The following is a 21964-nucleotide window of genomic DNA, read 5'->3' as shown; positions in this document are numbered from 1 at the left end:
AATCGCACATTTTTGTGGCGGCGGACCGTGGCGTGAAAATCTATGCAATTTCGCTGATGGATGATGCATTCATGCAACACCCATGCCCCATGGAATCCGAAAAGATTAAGAAAATCAGATCATCCAGGGTGCATAGAGCGGCGCGTTGACGGCGTTCATCTCGGCGGCCCGGCCACGCTCCCGGCGTGTCGTCTCGACGATCTCGAAGGCCGTGCGGTCCGACAGCAGGCGCCGCAGCGCGGCGGCGTTCAGCCTGTGACCGCCGCGATAGGAGCGGAAGCAGCCGATGAAGCGCGCACCGGCCAGCGCCAGGTCGCCCATGGCGTCGAGCGTCTTGTGGCGCACGAATTCGTTGGGATAGCGCAGGCCGCCCATATTGATGACGCGGTTGTCATCACCGATCACCACGGAATTTTCCAGCGAGGATCCCAGCGCATAACCGGCGGCCCACAGCCGCTCGACGTCCTTCATGAAGCCGAAGGTGCGGGCCCGCGCGATGTCGCGGCGGAAAATATCGGCATTGATGTCCGATGCGAAGAGCTGACGGCCGATCGCCGGGCTTTCGAAATCGATCTCGACCTCGAAACGGGTACCGTCATAAGGCCTGAACTCCGCCCAGGAGGCGCCGTTCTCGATGCGGACCGGCTTGACCACCCTGATATATCGCCGCTTGACGGCCAACACCTCGATGCCGGCCTGGTCGATGGCTTCGACGAACGCCATGGCGCTGCCATCAAGGATTGGGACCTCGTGGCCGTTGATCTCGATGACGACATTGTCGATGCCGAGCCCGAACAGGGCCGCCATGATGTGCTCGACCGTGGCGATGTGCTCGCCAGAGGGATCGCCGAGCATTGTGCAAAGGTCAGTGGCGCCGATCTCGGAGAACAGGGCGCGGAATTCGCGGCCCTGCCCATCGCCATTAAGGAGTTGGAACACGATGCCGGTATCGGCATCCGCGGGCAGGAAACTGATGGAAACTTCTTTGCCGCTGTGAACGCCGGTGCCTGTAAGCGACGCGCGCGTCTTCACTGTCGTCTGGTGGTCGTGCAAGACAATCCCCATGAGCCCGTAATGCCTAGGTCCGCTTCTCCAGCCCGAGGGCGCGGCTCTTGTTAAATCGGCAGGCGGGGCTACTTCCCCCGAAATCCCGGCATACCGACTATGGTAGGCAGCGAAGATAATGTCCCGGCAAGGAGACTCCAAATCACGGTTTCTTACTCTTTGTAACCGCGAACTGGAACATGTACGGCACCATAACCAATTGATTATGCTGCATTTTAAACGCTAACAGGCAAGCAATTCCTTGCCTGCCTGTTAACAATTGTTACAGTCCGTTAACGGCTCAGTTGGCTTGGCGGCGCAGGAACGCCGGGATCTCCAACTGATCGTCGTCCTGAGTCGCCCTGGTCTGTGGTGTCAGGCGGCCCTGATCGTCCAGCTGACCGCGGCGCGGCGCGTAGAGCTGCGCGTCCTGGCTGGCGAGGCGGCGCACTTCCGGGGCGGCCTGGCGCAGTTTGGGCTCGCGCGGTTGCGCCGGCTGCAGCCGTGCAGGTTCCTCTTCGCGACGGGTCAGGCCATTGGTCAGGCGCTTCAGGAGACCCATCGGGCCGCTGTTCTCATGGTCCACCGGACGGCTCTTGGCGTCGACCTCGGCCTTCACGACCGGCGGAAAGTCCTCGACGCGCGGCATGCGCTGCGGCGCCATCGCGACCGGCTGCTGAACCTCACGCAGCATTTCGCGCGGCTGCGGAGCCGGCTGCATCATCTGCTGGACGACCGGCTGCACCATCGGCTGCGGCTGTGCGGGCGGCGCCTGGAAGATCTTGCTCTGCGGGCGGAAATCGTCCGCATGGGCGACCGGAGCCGGACGAGCCTGCGCCATGGCCGCGGCATTCGCTTCGGCCAACTGGATGGCTTCGGCAACCGGATCGGCGGCGCGTGGTTCATACACCGCCTGCTGGACCGGTGCCGGGCGGCTTTCCACCGGGGCGACGGCCGGCCGAGCAGCCGGCTTCGGCGGAGCGGTGCGGATCGAAATCGGCGCGGCGGCGATTTCAGCCGCCGACTTGTCGATACCGGTGGCGACCACCGAGACGCGGATGACGCCTTCGAGTTCCTCGTCGAAAGTGGCGCCCAGGATGATGTTGGCGTCCTGGTCGACTTCCTCGCGGATGCGGGTCGCCGCTTCGTCGACTTCGAACAGGGTCAGGTCGCGGCCGCCGGTGATCGAGATCAGCAGGCCCTTGGCGCCCTTCATCGAGGTCTCGTCGAGCAGCGGGTTGGCGATCGCGGCTTCCGCCGCGGCCATCGCACGGCCCTCGCCCGAAGCCTCGCCGGTACCCATCATCGCCTTGCCCATCTCGCGCATCACCGAACGCACGTCGGCAAAGTCGAGGTTGATCAGGCCTTCCTTGACCATCAGGTCGGTGATGCAGGCGACACCGGAGTAGAGCACCTGGTCGGCCATCGCGAAGGCGTCGGCAAAGGTGGTCTTGTCATTGGCCAGCCGGAACAGGTTCTGGTTGGGGATGACGATCAAGGTGTCGACGCATTTCTGCAACTCCTCGATACCGAAGTCGGCCGTTTTCATGCGGCGCTGGCCTTCGAAGTGGAACGGCTTGGTGACGACGCCGACGGTCAGGATGCCCTTCTCGCGGGCCGCGCGGGCAACAACCGGAGCAGCACCCGTACCGGTGCCGCCGCCCATGCCGGCGGTCACGAAGCACATGTGGGTGTTGGTGAGATGGTCGAGGATCTCGTCGATGCACTCTTCCGCCGCGGCGCGGCCGACTTCCGGCTGCGATCCGGCACCGAGCCCCTCGGTGACATGCGCGCCAAGCTGGATCAGCCGGGAGGCCTTCGACATGGTCAGCGCCTGCGCGTCGGTGTTGGCCACGACGAACTCGACACCGCGCAGTCCGGCGGTGATCATGTTATTCACGGCATTGCCGCCGCCGCCGCCGACACCGAACACGGTGATGCGCGGCTTGAGCTCGGTGATGTCCGGCTTCTGCAGATTGATGGTCATTGTCTCCGTCCTTTGCCTTTCACGCCGCTTCGCCGCCGCGGCCGCCTATGGGGCTGTCCCCGTCAATTAGAAACTGTCTCTCAACCACTGACTCATGCGATGCAGTTTTCCACCAGTTCCGGTCATCCTGAGACCGGAAATGCCTTTCGCCGGATGGCTCTCGAAGCTCGCCATCTGCGGATAGATCAGAAGCCCGACAGCGGCCGAGAAAGCAGGGCCTTTCGCCGCTTCGGGCAAGCCCGCCACGCCGAGCGGGCGACCGATGCGTACATTGCGCCCCAGGATGCGGCGCGCCGCCTCCGGCAGGCCGGCCAGCTGGCTGGCGCCGCCGGTGAGCACGACGCGCTTGCCGACCGCATTGCCATAGCCGGACTTGTTCAACCGGTCGCGCAGGAGTTCGAGCGTCTCGTCGATGCGGGCGCGCACGATGCGCGTCATCACCGAACGCGGGATCTGCAGCGGCACGTCGCCATCATCGCCGATCGGCTGGATCGAGACCAGGTCGCGGTCGTCGGCACTGCCCGGCAACGCCGAGCCGTGCATCACCTTGAGCCGTTCGGCGGCATCGAGCGAGGTCGAAAGTCCCTTGGCCATGTCGAGCGTGACATGGTTGCCGCCAATGGCGATGGCGTCGCCATGAACGAACTTGCCTTCCGAAAACACCGAGATCGTCGTCGTGCCGCCGCCCATGTCGATGCAGGCGGCTCCGAGTTCAAGCTCGTCGTCGACGAGTGCCGCCAGCCCGCTGGCATAGGGCGTCGCCACCATGCGCTCGACCGACAGGTGCGAGCGATTGATGGAAAGCTCCAAATTGCGCATCGGCGCGGCATCACCGGTCAGCACATGCATGTCGACGCCAAGCGTGTCGCCCACCATGCCGCGCGGATCGCGCACACCGCGCTCGGCATCCAGCGAGAAGCCGACGGGCAGCGAATGGACCACCTCGCGCTCGGCCTTCAGCGCCTGCTTGGCGCCGGCGCCGAGCACGCGCTTGATGTCGGCCTCGTCGGCCTCGTGGCCACCAAGGTTGATGGTGGCCGAGAAGCTTTCGCTCTTCAGCCGTCCGGCGGTCATGTTGACGATCAGCGAATCGACCGTCAGCCCGGCCATGCGCTCGGCGGCGTCGACGGAAAGGCGGATAGCATGCTCGGCACGATCGAGATCGACGATGACACCCGACTTCACGCCTTGCGATTTCTGGTGGCCGATGCCGATGACCTGGATGCGGTGCGAGCGGCCGCGCAGGAGCTTGCCGTCATCGTTCGGCTTGAGCTTGGCCACCATGCAGCAGACCTTGTTCGAGCCGACATCCAGCACCGTCAGGGTGCCCGACCGGCGCGACGAGGCATCGCCAGAACCGCCAAGCCAGCTCATATCTTCGTCTCCGGCTTGCGTTTCAGGGTTTTCGGCTTCTCGTTGAGCGCGGCTTCGCGCTGCGTCGCCGCCTGTGGCGTCAGCTCCACGACCAGCCGGTCTGTCAGGCGCATATCGACGGCGGCGATGTCGCGCGACAGCAGGCCCTTGTCATGGTCCATCTTGACGAGCTCGGCGAGCGCCTGTTCCTCGTCATCCTCGGGTAGCTTGATGGTGATGCCGTTGTCCAGCTTCAGGTCCCAGCGCCGCTCGCCGACGCGGACATAGCCTTTGATGCGACTGGCAAGGTCAGGATACTGTTCGATCCTGGCCAGGAAATCGGGCGCCTTGGCGGGCGCGCCAGTACCGATCAACAGCGGCAGGAGCACCTGCTTGCCGCCCGAGAACGGCGCGATGACAGCGCCATCCTTTTCGATGACGGAGAGATCGTTGCCCTGCTGCCAGAGCGCGAAAGCCGCGCGCTCCTCGACGCGCACTTCGAGCGTATGCGGATAGACCTTGCGCACCGCGGCGACCTGGATCCACGGCAAGGTCGCGATGCGCTCCCGCGCGGCCTCGGCATCGAAGCCGATCAGCGAAGTCCAGCCATCGAGTTCAAGCCTGTCGAGAATGTCGATCTCTGAAGTCTGACGGTTGCCGACCACCTTGACCTGATCAACGGCAAAGCCGGTGCGGGCGGTGATGCTTTGAATGATGCCGTCGGCATGACCGCCGAGGTAGGCGCCATAGGCCCCGCTCGAAGCCAGCAGCACCGACGACATGATCGCGACGGAGAACCGCGGCGCCTGGAATTCACCATCTCCAAGGCGCGTCAGGATGCGCACCGGGCGGCGAAGCACGCGCGGCAGGACGAAATGGTCCAACGACAATGGCAGGCCGAACAGCGACGGCCCGGCCGCGCCCCTCACCTTGCCCTGCCCCCATTTCAACGCAGACACGAAGCGTCCTCCACCATCCAACTCAACAGTTCACCAAACGAATGCCCGGCATGGGCGGCAATTTCAGGCACCAGAGACGTCGGCGTCATGCCCGGCTGAGTGTTGACCTCGAGCCATACAACCTCGCCATTTTCGGAGTGACGATCGTCATAACGGAAGTCCGACCGGGAAACGCCCCGACAGCCGACGGCTTGGTGAGCCTTGAGCGCCAGTGTCTGTATTTTTTGGTAAATATTCGGTGAAACTTTTGCGGGGCATTCGTGTTTTGATCCGCCCGCGACATATTTTGAATCATAGTCGTAGAAGGAATGGCCCGTCGGGATGATCTCGCAGACGCCAAGCGCCACATCGCCCATGACGGCGCAGGTCAGCTCGCGCCCATAGATGTAGCGCTCAACCATGACGGTATCGCCATATTTCCACTCGGACGACCCGATCACCTGCGGTGGGTGGGACTGCCCCTCCGACACGATGACGACGCCGAAGCTCGACCCTTCGCTGACCGGCTTGACCACGTAGGGCGGCTTCATCGGGTGTTTGTTCTGGATAGAGAAGCGGTTGGCGACCTTCGATTCGGCAACGGGAACGCCGACCGATTTGACGATCTTCTTCGCCTGCTCCTTGTTCATGGCAAGCGCCGAGGCGAGCACGCCGGAATGGGTGTAGGGAATGCCGAGATATTCAAGGATACCCTGGATGGTACCGTCCTCTCCGAACGGTCCATGCAGCGCATTGAAGGCGACGTCGGGCGTGAGCTCGGCAAGCACCGAGCCGACATCGCGCCCGACATCGACACGGGTGACCTGATAGCCTTCCTGCTCCAGCGCATCGGCACAGGCCTTTCCCGAAGACAAGGACACGGGCCGCTCGGACGAGAAACCTCCCAGCAATACGGCCACATGCTTGTTTTTCATTCCCCGTCATCCCCTCTCACGGCGGACCAAAATCCAAGATTTCCGCAACATTGAGTCCGAGTCTCCCGGCAGGTTGCCCCCCCAGACGGAAAACGCGGGTAACGCGTCGAACGACTCAAATCAGGAAACGCTTTAGGGCAGAGAATCAGAGAGTTGATTCACTGGCAAGTACTTATGATTCCGAGAGATTCACTTTCTGAGAAAATGGATGCGAAATCCGTGTCGCTGAGTCTTTGCAGCAACGATTTCACGGCATTTCGATTCTGTTGAAGTTCACGCATCACGTGAACTTCAAGATGCGCTAAAGGAGCTGGCCGAGGAACTCCTGCACGGCATGCCCGAAGCGGAAATCGCCGATGCGCTTGATCTCCCACTGCAACCGGATGCCGGAATGCTCGAGCACCCGCGCGCGCACCGTCTCGCCGAGATATTCGAGGTCGTAGCCGGTCGCGGTTCCGGTGTTGATCATGAAGTTGCAGTGCATCGGCGACATCTGCGCGCCACCGATCATCAGGCCGCGGCAACCCGCCTTGTCGATTTCCTTCCAGGCCGAGGTGCCTTCCGGATTCTTGAAGGTCGAGCCGCCGGTCTTCTCGCGGATCGGCTGCACGGTCTCGCGATGGTTCTGCACCGCATCCATCGCCGTCTTGATGACCGCTTTGTCTTCGGCAAAGCCTTCGAAAACGGCCGAGGTGAAGATCAGCCCGACGGGCGCCGCCGAATGGCGGTAGGCATATCCCATCTCGGCATTGCTCAGCGTCTGGACATTGCCCTTGCGGTCGAGCGCCCGCACCTCGACGACGCGCTCGCGCGTCTCGACGCCATTGGCGCCGGCATTCATCCTGAGCGCCCCGCCAATGGCGCCCGGAATGCCGTGGTAGAAATGGAAGCCGCCAATGCCGGCCTCGAGCGCCACCGCCGCCACACGCTTGTCGGGCGTGGCGGCACCTGCCTTGATCCTGATCGGGGAAATGACTTCAGCCTCGCCAAAGCCCTTCGCGGAAAGCCTGACGACAAAACCCGGGATGCCGCCGTCGCGGACCAAAAGGTTCGAACCGACGCCGACGATCGTCAGGGGGATCTCTTCGGGAACCGCCCTGAGGAACGCCGCAAGGTCCTCCTCGTCCGCGGGCTGGAACAGCGCCTCGGCAAGGCCGCCTGCCCGGAACCAGGTGATCTTGTCCATCTCGGCATTCGGCGTGATGCGACCGCGCAGGCCGGCCAGCCGGTCGCCAAGTCTGTCGATCAGGGCCTGGCCGTTCATCATGAGGGGGCAAGCTCCTTCGGCAGAGCATAGGCCCATTGGGTGATATTGCCGGCGCCCAGGAAGACGACGAAGTCGCCGGGCTTGGCGATGTCACGGATGACGGGTGCGATATTAGCCGGACCCTCGATATAGCGGGCGTCGCGATGGCCACCGGCGCGGATGCGCGACACCAGCGCGTCCGAGGTCACGCCGTCGATCGGCTCTTCGCCGGCGGCGTAGACCGGGGCGACCATCACCGTGTCGGCATCGTTGAAGCAGGCGGAGAACTCGTTGAACAGATCGTGCAGCCGGGTGAAGCGGTGCGGCTGGGCAATGGCGATGACACGCCCATTGGTGGCGCTGCGCGCCGCCTTCAGTACCGCCGAAATCTCGACCGGGTGGTGACCGTAGTCGTCGAACACGTCGACACCATTCCAGGAACCGGTGTGCGTGAAGCGGCGCTTGACGCCGGCGAAGGAAGACAGGCCCTTCTTGATCGCCTCGGCGGAGAGGCCGAGTTCGTGCGCGACCGCGATCGCGGCCGTCGCGTTGGATACATTGTGGTGACCAGGCATCGGCAGGCGCAGGCCCGCTATCGTTGTCTGGCCGCGCCCCTTGCGGTCGCGGATGATGACATCGAACTCCGAGGTCGCCCCCGCCATGCGGTGGTTGGTGAAGCGCACGTCGGCCTGTGCGTTCTCGCCATAGGTGATGACGCGCCGGTCCTCGATGCGGCCGACCAGCGCCTGCACTTCCGGGTGATCGGTGCACATCACGCCGAAGCCATAGAAAGGCACGTTCTCGACGAACTGGCGGAACGCTTCGCGCACATTGTCGAAATTGCCATAATGATCGAGATGCTCGGGATCGATGTTGGTGACGACCGCGATGTCGGCCGGCAGCTTGAGGAAGGTGCCGTCGCTTTCGTCGGCTTCGACCACCATCCATTCGCCGTCGCCCATGCGCGCATTGGTGCCATAGGCATTGATGATGCCGCCATTGATGACGGTCGGGTCGAGCCCACCGGCTTCAAGCAGTGTCGCCACCATCGAGGTAGTCGTCGTCTTGCCATGCGTGCCGCCGATGGCAACAGCCTGGCGGAAACGCATCAGCTCGGCAAGCATCTCGGCGCGGCGCACGATCGGCAACAGTTTTTCACGCGCCGCCTTCAGTTCGGGATTCGACTTCTTGATCGCGGTCGAGACGACGATGACCTCGGCGTCACCGAGATTCTCGGCCTTGTGGCCGACGAAGCATTCGATGCCCTTGTCGCGCAGCCGCTGCACATTGGCGCTGTCGGCCTGGTCGGACCCTTGCACCTTGTAGCCGAGATTGTGCAGCACCTCGGCGATGCCGCTCATGCCGATGCCGCCAATGCCGATGAAATGCACGAGGCCAATGGTCTGCGGCATCTTCATGGGTGCGTTCCCTTCCTGAAATCCGATACTGTTTTGCGGGACGCAATAGCCTCTGTGAGGTCGGCGAGCAACCGTGCCGCGTCGGGCCTGCCGACCGACTTGGCCGCGGCGGCCATGGTCGCAAGCCGCTCCGGTTGGTCCATCAGGGCGCCGAGCAGTGCCGCGATACGCTCGGACGAAAGCGACGATTGCACATGCACTTCGCCGCCGCCAGCGGCAGCGAGCGCTGCCGCATTCGCTGCCTGATCGTGGTCGAGCGCAAAGGGATAGGGGACCAGCAGCGCCGGCCGGCCGATAACTGCGATCTCCGAGACAGTCGAGGCGCCGGAACGCGAGATCACCAGATGCGCCGCCGCAATGCGCGCCGCCATGTCGGTAAAAAACGGCGAGACCTCGACGGCGACGCCAAGCGCGGCATAGGCCGCCTTCACCCGCGCCACGTCGTCCGCGCGAGCTTGTTGAGTAATGACAAGGCGTCTGCGCTGTGCATCGGAAAGCAGCGCGACTGCCCCCGGCATCGCATCGGAAAAGAATTGGGCGCCCTGGCTGCCGCCGAACACCAGCAGGCGGAAAGGCTCATCCCTGGTTGAAGCGACGTAAGGTGTCCTGGCTGCTTCGAGCACAGCCGGCCTGACCGGATTGCCGGTCGTCACCGTCTTGGCGCCGGCCGCACTCTCATCCTGCGGCAGGAAGCCGCCGGCTATCGCATCGACACGGCCCGACAGCGCCCGGTTGGCGCGCCCCATCACCGCGTTCTGCTCATGGATCAGCGTCGGAACCTTGCGCCGCGTCGCCGCGTAGAGCGGCGGCAAGGTCGGATATCCGCCAAAGCCCACGACGGCCTCCGGCTTGATCCTGCCGATGATGGCGGAGGCCTGACGCACGCCGCTCCAGATTTTCCAGAAGGCGCCAAGCAGGGTGAAGGGATTTTTCGAGCCTAACGTCGCCGACTGGATCGGATGGACGGCCGCCGCCGGGAAACGGGCGGCAAACCGCTCGGCCCGGGTGTCGGTCGCCAGATGCACCGCCCAGCCGCGCTCGATCAGTTCGTGCGCCAGCGCTTCGGCTGGAAACAGATGTCCGCCGGTTCCACCCGCCGCGAGAAGGATAACGCCTCTGGCCATGTCACTCCGCCGGCACGGTGCGCTGCGGCAGCGCAAAGCCCATCTGCTTGCGCTTTTCCGGCCGCTTGCGCGTCAGCGCCAGCACCATGCCCATCGAGATGGCGATGGCGATCTGCGAGGAGCCGCCATAGGAGATGAAGGGCAGCGTCATGCCCTTGGCCGGCACCAGTTGCAGGTTGACGCACATGTTGATGACGGCCTGCAAGCCGAACACGGTGACCAGACCGCCGACGGCATAGCGGGTGAAGTCGTCATGCTCCTTGAGCGCCGTGTTGAGACCGCGCAGCACGATGAAGGCGAAGATCGACATGATGAAGAAGCACATGATCAGCCCGAACTCCTCGCCCGCGACCGAGAAGACGAAGTCGGCATGGCTGTCGGGGATGACCCGTTTGACGGTGCCCTCGCCCGGCCCGACGCCGAACCAGCCGCCATTGATCAGCGCATCGCGGCCCATGTCGACCTGGAACGTGTCGCCTTCGCCGGTGAGGAACTTGTCGATGCGCAGCGCGACGTGCGGAAACACCGTATAGGCGGCGAAGACGCCGCCGACGCCGGCGGCTCCCAGCACGATGATCCAAAGCCATGGCAGTCCCGCCATGAAGAACATAATGCCCCAGGTGCCGGTGGTCAGCATGGTTTGACCAAGGTCCGGCTGCGCTACCAGCAGCGACACGACCAAGACCAGGAGCAGCATGGCGAACAGATTGCCGGGAATGTCGGGCTGGCGCTTGTGTTCGGCGAACAGCCAGGCGCACATGATGACGAAGGCCGGTTTGAGGAATTCCGAAGGCTGGATCGACAGGCCGGCGAGCGACACCCAGCGGCGCGCGCCCTTCACCTCGACGCCGACATAGAGCACCGCCACCATCAGCACCAGCATGAGGCATAGCATGATCAGCGACATGCGCCGGATCTGCCTGGAATCGAGGAAGGAGACCGCCAGCATCACGCCGAGCGCAGGCACGGTGAAGATGATCTGTCGGGTGGCGAAATGGAAACTGTCGAGGCCGATGCGTTCGGCGACCGCGGGGCTTGCCGCGAAGGACAACACGATGCCGAGCCCCATCAGCGACAGGAACGCCGCCAGGAACCAGCGATCGATGGTCCACCACCAGGTTGCGACCGGACTTTTGTCGAGACGGCTCTGCATTATCGTGCCCCTCCGATGGGTTTGACACCATCTATAGCGCTCGCAGCTTGCCTGAAGGCTTCGCCGCGGACCTCGAAATTCTTGAACTGGTCGAAACTGGCGCAGGCCGGCGACAACAGCACCACTGCCTCGCCGCTGTCGTCTTTGGCTGCGTCATGCGCGGCGTGCTCGACCGCGGCGGCCAGCGTGCCCGAGATCTCATAAGGCACGGCCTCGCCGAGCGTCGCCGAAAAGGCGGGTGCGGCCTCGCCGATCAGATAGGCCTTGGCGATGCGCGGGAAGAAGCCGCGCAGCGGCTCGATGCCACCTTCCTTCGGCAGGCCGCCGGCGATCCAGTAGATGCGGCTGAAGCTGGACAGCGCGGGTGCCGCGGCATCGGCATTGGTCGCCTTGGAATCGTTGACGAACAGCACATGGTCCTTGCGGCCAACCTGCTCCATGCGATGGGCGAGACCCGGAAAGCTTTCCAGTCCGGACTGGATCTCGCCGAGGTCGAGCCCGACCTTGAGGCAGGCGGCGACGGCGGCTAGAGCGTTCTGCGCATTGTGCTGGCCGCGCAGCGAGCCGATGCCTTCGAGGAAGGCGACCCGGCTGTAGCGGCCATGCACGGCCTCCATCATGTTGGTGCCGTCGGCGAAATAGCCGTCGGTCAGCGGCAGACGCTTGGAAATGCGGATGACCTGCCGCCCTGCCCGCTCCAGCCGATCGGCGATCTGCGCGCACCAGGAATCGTCGATGCCGATGATCGCCGTCTCGCTGCCTGCCACCAGCCGCTCCTTGATCGAGGCGTAGTGCTGCATGGTGCCGTGGCGGTCGAGATGGTCGGGCGTCAGATTGAGCAGGATACCGGCCGTCGGATTGATCGAGGGCGCAAGGTCGATCTGGTAGGACGAGCATTCGACCACGTAGTGGCGATCGGGCTTCGGCGGATCGAGCGTCATCACCGCGCGGCCGATATTGCCGCCCATCTGCGTGTCGCGTCCGGAGGCCTTGAGAATATGCGCCGTCAGCGCGGTCGTTGTCGACTTGCCGTTGGTGCCGGTGATGGCGATGAAGGGAGCATCCGGCGAACGCTGCGTCCGCTCCCTGCAGAACAACTCGATATCGCCGATGACCTCGACGCCCGCCCCGCGCGCCAATTCCACGGTCCAGTGCGGCTTGGGATGGGTCAGCGGCACGCCGGGCGACAGCACGAAGGCGGAAAACCCAGCCCAGTCGGCGCCACGCAGATCGCCAGTGGCGATACCGGTGGCCGCCGCCTTGGCGACGCTGTCGGGATTGTCATCCCAGGCCAGCACCTCAGCGCCGCCCTCGATCAGCGCGCGAGCCGTGGCGATCCCCGAGCCGCCGAGCCCGAAGAGCGAAACACGCTTGCCTGCGAAGGATGCGGCGGTGATCAAATGGCGGCCTATCTGAGCTTGAGGGTGGAGAGGCCGACCAGCGCCAGGATGACGGCGATGATCCAGAAGCGGATCACCACCTGGCTTTCGGTCCAACCGAGCTTTTCAAAATGATGATGGATCGGCGCCATCAGGAACACGCGCTTGCCGGTCATCTTGAAGTAGCCGACCTGGATGATGACCGAAAGGATTTCGACCACGAACAGGCCGCCGACGATGACGAGCACGATCTCGTGCTTGGTGGCGACCGCGACCGTGCCGATCAGACCGCCCATGGCGAGCGACCCGGTGTCGCCCATGAAGATCGCCGCGGGCGGCGCGTTGAACCAGAGGAAGCCGAGGCCGGCGCCGATGACCGCGCCAAGCACGACCGCCAGTTCACCGGTGCCGGGCACGAAATGGATCTGCAGATATTCGGCGAACACCGCGTTGCCCGAGAGATAGGCGATGACGCCGAAGGATGCCGCCGCGATCATGATCGGCACGATCGCCAGACCGTCGAGGCCGTCGGTCAGATTCACCGCATTGCCGGCGCCGACGATGACGAAGCAGGAGAACGGAATGAAGAACCAGCCGAGGTTGATGATGAATTCCTTGGCGAAGGGGAAGGTCAGCGACGACGAGAACGGCGCCTGGCCATTGTGCATGATCGCCCAGGCGGCGATGCCGGCGATAATGAATTCCAACGCAAGCCGCGCCTTGCCGGAGAAGCCGAGATGCGACTGCTTCGTCACCTTCAGATAATCGTCGTAGAAGCCGATCAAGCCGAAGCCGAGTGTCACCAACAGCACCACCCAGACATAGATGCTCGACAGGTTCGCCCACAAAAGCGACGAGCCGATGATGCCGGACAGGATCATCAGGCCGCCCATGGTCGGCGTGCCCGCCTTCTTGAAATGGGTCTGCGGCCCGTCGGCGCGGATCGGTTGACCCTTGCCTTGCCTGAGCCGCAGCGAATTGATGATGGTCGGCCCGAAGATGAAGACGATCAGCGCCGAGGTGATCAGCGCGCCGCCGGTGCGGAACGTGATGTAGCGGAAGACATTGAAGACAGAGACCTTGTCCGCGAAATCGACCAGCAGTGTGAACATGCGCTTTCGTTCCCCGACTAGGTCTGGTTACTGGTTATCGTCTTGGCCGGGAATTTGCCCAGCAGCGCATCGACCAGTTTTGCAAAACCGATGCCCTTCGACGATTTGATCATCACCACGTCGCCCGGCTTCAGCGCGGCGAGCAGCACCGGCTTCAACTCCTCGACGCCGGCGCGGTATTCCGTCCTGATATCGCCCGGCAGCGCTTCCGCCAGCGACCGCATTTCCGGCCCGCCGAGAAAGACTGTCCGCGTGCCCGTGCCGACGATGAGATCGGCAAGAGCGGCATGCAGCTTGGCCGAGTGGTCGCCGAGCTCCAGCATGTCGCCAAGCACGGCGATGCGCCTGCCCTCGCCCGTCACCGGCGTCGCATTGAGCAGCGCCATGGCGGCCGCCATCGAGGCCGGATTGGCGTTGTAGCTCTCGTCGATCAGCGTGATTTGGCCACCGGGCTGGCCCGAAGTCGAGCCACCGGGCTGGCCCGAAGTCGAGCCGCTGGGGTGGCCCGAAGTCGAGCCGCCGGGGTGCCGCAGCACGTGGCGCTTGCCGCGCCCGCGCTCGGCCGAGAGATCGGCCAGCGCCAATGCAACCTTGTCGAGATCGGCGCCAATCAGATGCGCGGCGCCAAGCACCGCCAGCACGTTCTGCACCATGTGCCGGCCGGGAGCTCCGATACGGGCGATCATATCGTGGCCGCTGATCCTGGCGGCGATGTCGGAATGATCGGCATGCAACTCGCACTTGACCAGCTTGAAGGTCGAGCGAGCATTCTCGCCGAAGCCATAGACATGCTCGACGCCGGCAGCCTGTGCCATCTTGTCCAGCAGCTTGAAACGCGCATCGTCGCGGTTGAGCACCGCGGCACCGTCGGGCTCCAGACCCTCGAAAATCTCGGCCTTGGCTTTGGCGATCTCGTCCAGATTGCGAAAGAAGCCAAGATGCGCGGCCGCGATCATGGTGACGATGGCGACATGCGGCCGCACCATCTTCACCAGCGGCCGTATCTCGCCGGGATGGTTCATGCCGATCTCGAACACGGCATAGTCGCAGTCAGCCGGCATGCGCGCCAGGGTCAGCGGCACCCCCCAATGGTTGTTGAAGGACTGCGCCGAGGCATGCACCTTGCCAACGGCCGAAAGCACGTGGCGAAGCGCCTCCTTGGTTGTGGTCTTGCCCGCGGAGCCGGTCACCGCGATGATCCTGGCCTGCGAGCGGGCGCGCGCCGCGACACCGAGCTTTTCGAGCGCAACCAGCACGTCCTCGACGACGATGATCGGCGCCGTCAGCCGGCCAAGAGACGGCAACTTGCCTTCCGCCACCACCAGCACGCCGGCGCCAGCCTTGATGGCGGCGGTGACGAAGTCATGGCCGTCCATCGCCTCGCCCTTGATGGCGAAGAAGGCCTCGCCCGGCTGCAGGCTGCGACTGTCGATCGAAATGCCCGATATGCCTTCGGGCATGGGGCCGAGCGGCCGCCCGTCCGTGGCGGCAATCAGCGCTTCGGATGTCCACAGCAAACTCATGCGGCACGCTCCCTGAGCGCGGCGCGCACTTCCTCATGGTCGGAAAAATGCAGGGTTTCAGAGCCGATCGTCTGGCCTTCCTCATGGCCCTTGCCGGCCACGATCAGCGTGTCGCCGGCATGCAGCATGCCGACAGCCTCGTGGATTGCCTTGCGCCGGTCGCCGATCTCGATGGCACCGGGCGCGGCGGCGAGAATGGCGGCGCGGATGGTCTCGGGCACTTCGGAGCGCGGATTGTCGTCGGTGACGATGACGACATCGGCGAGCCGGGTCGCGATCTCGCCCATGATCGGTCGTTTTCCCCGGTCACGATCGCCACCGCAGCCGAACACGACCATCACGCGCCCGGTGGTGAACGGACGCACGGAGGACAGAACATTCTCCAGCGCATCGGGCTTGTGGGCGTAATCGACATAGACCGGCGCGCCGCTCGCCGTGGTGCCGACCAGGTCTAGCCGGCCCGGCGCGCCTTTCAATTTCTCCAATGCCGCCAAGGCTTTGGCGACAGGTGTTCCTGTGGAAATGGCAAGCCCCGCCGAAACCAGCGCATTCGCTATCTGGAAATCGCCGGCGAGCGGCAGGTCGATCTCGTGGATCACACCGTCGGCCTCGACCTCGGCACGCTGGCGATGACGCTCATGCTCGACCCGCTTCAGCCTGAGGAAATCGCCATGGCGGCCGACCGTCAGCACGTCGAGCCCAGCGGCCCGCGCCGCCTTTATCGTCGGTTCCGACCACGGATCGTCGGCGAAGACAACGGCCGGTGCGCCCTTCGGCAGCAGCGTGTCGAACAGGCGCAATTTGGCGCGATGATAATCCTCGATCGTCGGGTGGTAATCCATGTGGTCGCGGCCGAGATTGGTGAAGCCGCCAGCCGAGAGCTTCACCCCATCGAGGCGGCGCTGGTCGAGCCCATGGCTGGAGGCCTCCATCGAGGCGTGGGTAACGCCGGCATCGGCCAGTTCCCTCAGCAACTGGTGCAGGGCGACCGGATCGGGTGTCGTCAGCGAACCATATTCGTTGCGGCTGGGCGCAACCACGCCGGTGGTGCCGATCGAGGCGGCTGCGTATCCCGCCTGCTCCCATATCTGCCTGGTGAAGGCGGCGACCGACGTCTTGCCGCTGGTACCGGTCACGGCGACCATGGTTTGCGGCTGTCTGCGGAAGTAGCGGGCGGCACTCAACGCCAGTGCCAGGCGCGGATCATCGACCGCCAGCACCGGAACCGGCAAATCGGCAAGGGCGCTGCCCGCGACGATCGCGGCAGCGCCACGCCGGGCCGCGTCGGCGGCGTAGCTGGCGCCATCGGCCCTGGTGCCGGCAAGCGCGAAAAAGAGGACGCCCGGTTTTACCTGGCGGGAATCCGACGAGATGCCGGAAACCTCCAGATCGGCGGAAGCTGTTCCTTCGACTGGCAGGATACCGGCTAGATCTTTGAGCTTCATCGAGTCCCGTTCACCGCAACAAAATAGCGCGCAGTTGCCGGCGCGCCCCAAGAATCACTGATAGGAAACCAGCGTTGCACCATTTTCATGGCTGAAATCTGGCTTCACGCCAAGCATGGCCGCTGCACGCCTGATGATATTGCCTGCCATTACCCCTGCATTGTTGGCCGCGACGTCGGTCATCCCGGGCTTTTCCGGATGCGGGGCGTCGGCGATCGTGAACACCAGATATTGCGGATCGTCCATCGGGAAGGCGGCGACAAAGGTGTTGAAATTCAACTCCTTCGAGTAACGGCCATTGATGACCTTCTCGGCCGTTCCGGTCTTGCCGCCGACGCGGTAGCCGGGAACCCGGGCGTTTCTGGCCGAACCCTTCTCGGCGTTTAGCGAATAGAGGTAGCGCATGCCCTCGACAGTTTTTTCGGCAACCACTTTCTTGGCCGCCGCCATCGCATCCTCTTGGCTGCGGACCAGGAATGTCGGCTGCATCAGGAATCCGCCATTGACCAGCGCCGCGCAGCCGACAGCCGCTTGCAGCGGCGTCGTCGACACGCCATGGCCGAAGGCAATGGTGAACGAATTGACCTGCTTCCAGACCTTCGGCTCGGTCGGGCGGGCAACTTCGGGCAGTTCGGTCTGCATCTTCTCCAGAATGCCGAGGCGATGCAGGAATTCGCGATGCGCCTCGATGCCGACCAGCTCGGCCTCCCTGGCCGACCCGATATTGGAGGAATAGAGGAACACCTCCGGCAACGACAGCACGCGGTTCTTGCCGTGGAAATCGTGAATGGCCTGGTGGCCGACCCGGATTGGATGCGAAGCGTCGAAGCGGCTCGACATCGTCGCCTTGCCGGAATCGAGCGCCATGGCCGAGGTGAAGCTCTTGAACGTCGAGCCCATCTCATAGAGTCCCGCCGACATCCGGTTGAGCCGGTCCTTGTCCTGCGCATTGTATGGATTGTTCGGATCGAAATCCGGCACCGACGCCATGGCGACCACTTCGCCGGTCTTGACGTTGAGCACGACGGCGCCAGCCCCCATGGCGCGATAGCGTTCCAGGCCGGCGGCGATCTCGTCGCGCACCACATGCTGGACGCGCAGATCGATCGAAAGCTTGACCGGTCTGAGATCCTTCGCCACGGCCAGGCCCGACGCCTGCAGGTCGCTCAGGCCCTGCTCATCGATATATTTCTCCATGCCGGAGATGCCCTGGTTGTCGATGTTGGTCAGGCCGACAATGTAGGATGAGGTTTCGCCGCTCGGATAAAAACGGCGCTTTTCGGTGCGGAAGCCAAAACCGGGAATGCCGAGCTGCATGATGTCGGCCTGCTGCTTGGGCGTCAGCTGCCGCTGCAGCCAGACGAAGCCGGCGCCGCTCTTCAGCTTGTGATAGGTCTGCTCATAGTCGATCTCGGGCAGCACCGTCGACAGCTTCTCGATCGCCTCGTCGGCATCGACGATGCGGCGCGGCTCGGCGAACAGCGACGCTGTCTTGATGTCGGTGGCCAGCACTTCGCCGTTGCGATCGACAATGTCGGGACGTGACGCGGTCACCCGGCTTTGCGGACCGCCCGACAGGTCGGGTGTCTGGAAACCGAGATAGACCAGCCGCCCGGATATAGTCGAGAAAATGCCGAAGAATACCGCCATCGTCATCACGATGCGCGCCTTGCCCTTGCCGCCGGTCGCCTTGCGGGCGCCTTCGACCACGATCGACCCGTCCTCGCCCGTCCTGGCGCGGCCTACCGTGGCGAAGCGTTTCAGCAGTTTGCCGATCATTGGGCGATGCCTCCGGTCACGACGGGATCCTTGTCGCCCAAGGGCGCCTTGTCGGAATTGTCGGCCATGGCGCCCTGGCGCCCGTTCAGGATGTCCTGGATGTCGAGGGCCTTGGCCGGCAGGTCGCCCAGGCCCACGATCTGCCGGGCACTGACCGGCTCCAACGCGAGCTGCGATTTGTAGAGCTCGGCGAGCTTCTGCAGCCGCGACGGCTGGGTGAGCAGGCTCCAGTCGGCCTTGAGAAGGTCGATCGTGTCCTCCTCGTAACGTATCTCGGCATGGATCTTCTGCACGGCCGCCAACTGGTCCTCGGCCTCGCGCTTGGCCTTGTAGGTCAGGGCGGCGGCCGAAACCATGACGGCGATCAGGACAATATCGCTGGTACGAAACACGTGCTTACCTCTCCCCCGGCCGGTCGATGCCAGGAAGTTTTGGAAGACCGAAGATCGAGAAATCGCCGCTGCGCGCCGGAGCCTCGGTGCGGATCGCCGCACGCAGTCTGGCCGAGCGGGCGCGCGGGTTGGCCGCAACCTCGGCGTCGCCTGCCGTCACGCCGCCACCAGCCTTGCGGAAAGTCGCGGTGCGCGCCTGCGCCTCCGGCATGTGGCGCGAGCCGGTCATGGCGTCGGCGCGGTCGGCGATGAAACGCTTGACGATGCGGTCTTCCAGCGAATGGAACGTCACCACGACAAGGCGGCCGCCGGGCTTCAGCGCGCGTTCGGCCGCGAACAGTGCCCTGGCCAATTCACCAAGCTCGTCATTGACGAAGATGCGCAGCGCCTGGAAGACGCGCGTCGCCGGATGGATCTTGTCCTTCGGCGCGCGGCCGATATGCGTCTCGATCGCGTCGGCGAGTTCCAGCGTTCGCTCGAACGGGCGTTTTTCCCGGCGCGCCTCGATCATGCGGGCGATACGGCCGGCGTGACGCTCCTCGCCGAGGAAGCCGAAGATGCGGGCAAGGTCGCCCGGCCTGAAACTGTTGACGACATCGGCGGCGCTCAGTCCCGCCTGCGCCATGCGCATGTCGAGCGGTCCGTCGTTGCGGAAGGAAAAGCCGCGCTCGGCCTGGTCGAGCTGCATCGAGGAGACGCCGATGTCGAGCACGACGCCGTCGGCGCTTTCGACGTGTTGGTCGAGCGTCGAGAACGGCGCCTGCACGAGCCGCAGCCGGCCCCCGGACCGCGCCTCAAGGTCGCGGCCGGCCGCGATGGCATCCGGATCGCGGTCGATGGCAACGGCGGACGCGCCGGCCGCCAGGATGGCCTTGGTGTAGCCGCCGGCGCCGAACGTACCGTCGATGATGATGTCGCCCTTTGCCGGCGCGAGCGCTTCCAGCACTTCGCCAAGGAGGACCGGAATGTGGCGGACCGATCCGCCAACGGCGTTGATATCATCGCCGTGGCCCACCGTCATTCCGGTCGCTCCCCAGCCTTGGCCTCGTGAGCCTCCGTCCCCTGCCGAAGCTGCAAAAGCCTGGCCCGCGCCTGCGCTCCATAGGTCGCAAGCCGTCCCGGCTCCCAAATCTGAAAGAAATTGCCGCGCCCGACAAAGGCCACCTCCGCCGAGATGCCGGCATGCTCGCGAATGAAATCGGTCATGGTGATGCGGCCGTCCTGGTCGAGTTTCAGGAATGCGCCGTCGCCATGGCAGAAGAACGACATGTCGTCCGCAGTCTGCAGGAACGGGTCTTCCCGCGCGATGCGCTGCTCGTAGCGGTCGAGCAGATCGAGCCCGCCGACATCCATCGCCGGCAGGTCCAGGCAGCGCAGCGCGTAGAGCTCCGAATAGCCGCGCTTCTGCACCACGGCACGAAAATGCGCAGGAACGGACACCCGCCCCTTCGCATCGATCCTGCTCACCGTGTTCGACAGAAACCGGTCCATCACACGTTGCGGCCGCTTGCGCCGCCGCACCCCTCTTCATCGTGTCGCACGCGCCACCGCCGCGCATTGCCTGCCCCGCACCCACCTCGTCCACACGGGCGAAAACCGGCAAACGCGCAGCCGCCGCGGCTGCCCGATTGGCGTACGCTCTACCCTGACGCGGAACGAAGGCTTTGATGTCTGGATGGGATATCATGGGGCACTATGGGCGTCAACGGGAATAGGCTTCTCAAACACGCGCATCATGCCGACGAGAAAGGCTTTGACAGCACGTCTCGTCTTTATGGTCTATTAAGCCTAACGAACCGTTTAGAGCCTGCCTGGCCCAACTTGAGGCGCCTTGCCGCGAGCCGCGGCCGGGCATAGCGTCTCGCCCTTCTCACCGATCACCAAGGGATTTGAAATCGATGTCTGAAACTGCGAAGTCGCGCGCTGCAGCCCTTCCCCATTTGCGTCGCGGCGGGTTTGCCATGGGCGATTCCATTCCCCTGCCCCTGACCATGGCCGCCATTTTCCATGCTCCGGGCGATGCCACCGGCTTCAACCAGTACGGCCGCTTCAGCAACCCGACCTGGGATGCCGTCGAACACATGTTGTCTCATTTGGAAGACGCGCCTTGCGTCGGTTTTCCCTCGGGGATGGCGGCGATCTCGGCGGCATTCTTTGCCGTGCTCAAGGCCGGCGACCATATCCTGCTGCCTTCGGACGGCTACCATACCACCAGGGCGCTGGCCGATCGTTTCCTGAAGCCGCTCGGCGTCACCTACGACGTCAGACCGACATCGACTTTCCTCGACGGCGGCTTCGATGGCTACCGCCTGGCCTTCGTCGAAACGCCAGCCAATCCGGGGCTGGACATCTGCGATATCGCAGCTGTCGCCGAAGCCGTTCACAAGGCCGGCGCGCTGCTGGTGGTCGACAACACGACGATGACGCCCTTCGGCCAGCGCCCTCTCGATCACGGCGCCGATATCGTTGTCGCCGCCGACACCAAGGCGCCCAATGGCCATTCCGACGTGCTGTTCGGCCATGTCGCCAGCCGCAATGCGGATATCATCGCCGCCGTGACCGGCTGGCGCGAGGTCTCGGGCAGCATCCCCGGGCCATTCGAAGCCTGGCTGGTGCATCGCGGCCTGGAAACACTCGATGTGCGCTTCGACCGTATGTGCTCATCGGCGGAAGTGATCGCGCGGCGCCTGCAGGGGCATCGGGCGATCACCGGCCTGCGCTATCCCGGACTGGAAGGCGATCCCTCGCACAATCTTGCCCGCGCCCAGATGGAGCGCTTCGGCTTCCTCATCTCCTTCGAACTCGCTTCCGAGCAGAAAGCCGAGGATTTCATCAACAATTGCAGCCTGATGCAGGCCGCGACCTCCTTCGGTGGCGTCCACACTTCGGCTGAGCGGCGGCTTAAGCGAGGCGATGCGGTTCCGGCCGGCTTCGTTCGCTTGTCGGTAGGCTGTGAGCCCGTGGAAGAACTCTGGAAGGCGATCGAGGCCTCGCTGGGCAGGATCAGCGGCTGACAAATCGACAAGCGGTTCAGTGTTTGATAGACTCGCCGAACCGCTCTAGAGCGTTTCATCGCTTGATTGAATCGGAAGGGATTCCCGGTCGGTCGGATTTGTGATTCAAGATGCTGGCTGGA

At 64.2% G+C, this 21964-nt stretch carries 18 protein-coding genes; 1 reads left to right on the top strand and 17 read right to left on the bottom strand.

What is annotated here, in order from left to right; genetic code table 11:
- Window positions 1-114: 114 nt before the first annotated feature.
- From lpxC to mraZ, 17 genes are all read right to left on the bottom strand, one after another.
- Window positions 115-1065, bottom strand: coding sequence for a UDP-3-O-acyl-N-acetylglucosamine deacetylase (gene lpxC / locus FJ960_RS18235; protein WP_140715835.1), 951 nt, complete (start codon window positions 1063-1065; stop codon window positions 115-117).
- A gap of 280 nt (window positions 1066-1345) precedes the next feature.
- Complete coding sequence (ftsZ, locus tag FJ960_RS18230; RefSeq protein ID WP_140502428.1) at window positions 1346-3031, bottom strand: cell division protein FtsZ; 1686 nt, start codon at window positions 3029-3031, stop codon at window positions 1346-1348.
- Between the two features lie 66 nt (window positions 3032-3097).
- Entirely contained in the window at window positions 3098-4405 is a 1308-nt protein-coding gene (gene ftsA / locus FJ960_RS18225) for a cell division protein FtsA (RefSeq protein ID WP_015317215.1), read from the bottom strand.
- A complete protein-coding gene (locus FJ960_RS18220; RefSeq protein WP_140715834.1) occupies window positions 4402-5343 on the bottom strand; it encodes a cell division protein FtsQ/DivIB in 942 nt (313 codons plus the stop codon). Before FJ960_RS18220 ends, ftsA begins: the two co-directional genes overlap by 4 nt.
- Window positions 5331-6257, bottom strand: coding sequence for a D-alanine--D-alanine ligase (locus tag FJ960_RS18215; protein ID WP_140715832.1), 927 nt, complete (start codon window positions 6255-6257; stop codon window positions 5331-5333). The genes FJ960_RS18220 and FJ960_RS18215 overlap by 13 nt, the downstream gene beginning before the upstream one ends.
- Window positions 6258-6558: 301 nt before the next feature.
- Complete coding sequence (gene murB, locus FJ960_RS18210) at window positions 6559-7524, bottom strand: UDP-N-acetylmuramate dehydrogenase (protein WP_140715831.1); 966 nt, start codon at window positions 7522-7524, stop codon at window positions 6559-6561.
- Complete coding sequence (murC, locus tag FJ960_RS18205; protein ID WP_140715829.1) at window positions 7521-8921, bottom strand: UDP-N-acetylmuramate--L-alanine ligase; 1401 nt, start codon at window positions 8919-8921, stop codon at window positions 7521-7523. The genes murB and murC overlap by 4 nt, the downstream gene beginning before the upstream one ends.
- The gene (gene murG / locus FJ960_RS18200) at window positions 8918-10045 is read right to left on the bottom strand and encodes an undecaprenyldiphospho-muramoylpentapeptide beta-N-acetylglucosaminyltransferase (protein ID WP_140715827.1); all 1128 of its coding nucleotides are present in this window, start codon (window positions 10043-10045) and stop codon (window positions 8918-8920) included. Before murG ends, murC begins: the two co-directional genes overlap by 4 nt.
- Before the next feature lies 1 nt (window position 10046).
- Window positions 10047-11198 (bottom strand): putative lipid II flippase FtsW, encoded by a 1152-nt coding sequence (gene ftsW, locus FJ960_RS18195; protein WP_140715825.1) that lies wholly within the window; start codon window positions 11196-11198, stop codon window positions 10047-10049.
- Window positions 11198-12598 (bottom strand): UDP-N-acetylmuramoyl-L-alanine--D-glutamate ligase, encoded by a 1401-nt coding sequence (gene murD / locus FJ960_RS18190; protein WP_140715823.1) that lies wholly within the window; start codon window positions 12596-12598, stop codon window positions 11198-11200. The genes ftsW and murD overlap by 1 nt, the downstream gene beginning before the upstream one ends.
- Before the next feature lie 8 nt (window positions 12599-12606).
- Window positions 12607-13689, bottom strand: coding sequence for a phospho-N-acetylmuramoyl-pentapeptide-transferase (gene mraY, locus FJ960_RS18185; protein ID WP_140502418.1), 1083 nt, complete (start codon window positions 13687-13689; stop codon window positions 12607-12609).
- 17 nt (window positions 13690-13706) lie between these two features.
- Window positions 13707-15212 (bottom strand): Mur ligase family protein, encoded by a 1506-nt coding sequence (locus FJ960_RS18180; RefSeq protein WP_140715821.1) that lies wholly within the window; start codon window positions 15210-15212, stop codon window positions 13707-13709.
- Window positions 15209-16657: a UDP-N-acetylmuramoyl-L-alanyl-D-glutamate--2,6-diaminopimelate ligase gene (locus FJ960_RS18175; protein ID WP_140715819.1), complete on the bottom strand. Its 1449-nt coding sequence runs from the start codon at window positions 16655-16657 to the stop codon at window positions 15209-15211. Before FJ960_RS18175 ends, FJ960_RS18180 begins: the two co-directional genes overlap by 4 nt.
- 54 nt (window positions 16658-16711) lie before the next feature.
- Window positions 16712-18436 (bottom strand): penicillin-binding protein 2, encoded by a 1725-nt coding sequence (locus tag FJ960_RS18170; protein WP_140502413.1) that lies wholly within the window; start codon window positions 18434-18436, stop codon window positions 16712-16714.
- Window positions 18433-18828: a hypothetical protein gene (locus FJ960_RS18165; protein WP_140715817.1), complete on the bottom strand. Its 396-nt coding sequence runs from the start codon at window positions 18826-18828 to the stop codon at window positions 18433-18435. The genes FJ960_RS18170 and FJ960_RS18165 overlap by 4 nt, the downstream gene beginning before the upstream one ends.
- A 4-nt stretch (window positions 18829-18832) precedes the next feature.
- Window positions 18833-19849: a 16S rRNA (cytosine(1402)-N(4))-methyltransferase RsmH gene (gene rsmH / locus FJ960_RS18160; protein ID WP_140715815.1), complete on the bottom strand. Its 1017-nt coding sequence runs from the start codon at window positions 19847-19849 to the stop codon at window positions 18833-18835.
- Complete coding sequence (gene mraZ / locus FJ960_RS18155) at window positions 19846-20319, bottom strand: division/cell wall cluster transcriptional repressor MraZ (protein ID WP_140715813.1); 474 nt, start codon at window positions 20317-20319, stop codon at window positions 19846-19848. The genes rsmH and mraZ overlap by 4 nt, the downstream gene beginning before the upstream one ends.
- 407 nt (window positions 20320-20726) lie before the next feature.
- Between mraZ and FJ960_RS18150 the strand changes: the two genes are divergently transcribed.
- Window positions 20727-21842, top strand: coding sequence for a cystathionine gamma-lyase (locus tag FJ960_RS18150; protein WP_140715811.1), 1116 nt, complete (start codon window positions 20727-20729; stop codon window positions 21840-21842).
- The last annotated feature ends 122 nt before the right edge of the window (window positions 21843-21964 follow it).

The sequence above is a fragment of the Mesorhizobium sp. B2-3-11 genome (assembly GCF_006442215.1).
Classification (GTDB): Bacteria; Pseudomonadota; Alphaproteobacteria; order Rhizobiales; family Rhizobiaceae; genus Mesorhizobium; species Mesorhizobium salmacidum.
Note: the sequence above shows the minus strand (reverse complement) of the source record. Positions and strands in the feature narration are given on the sequence as shown.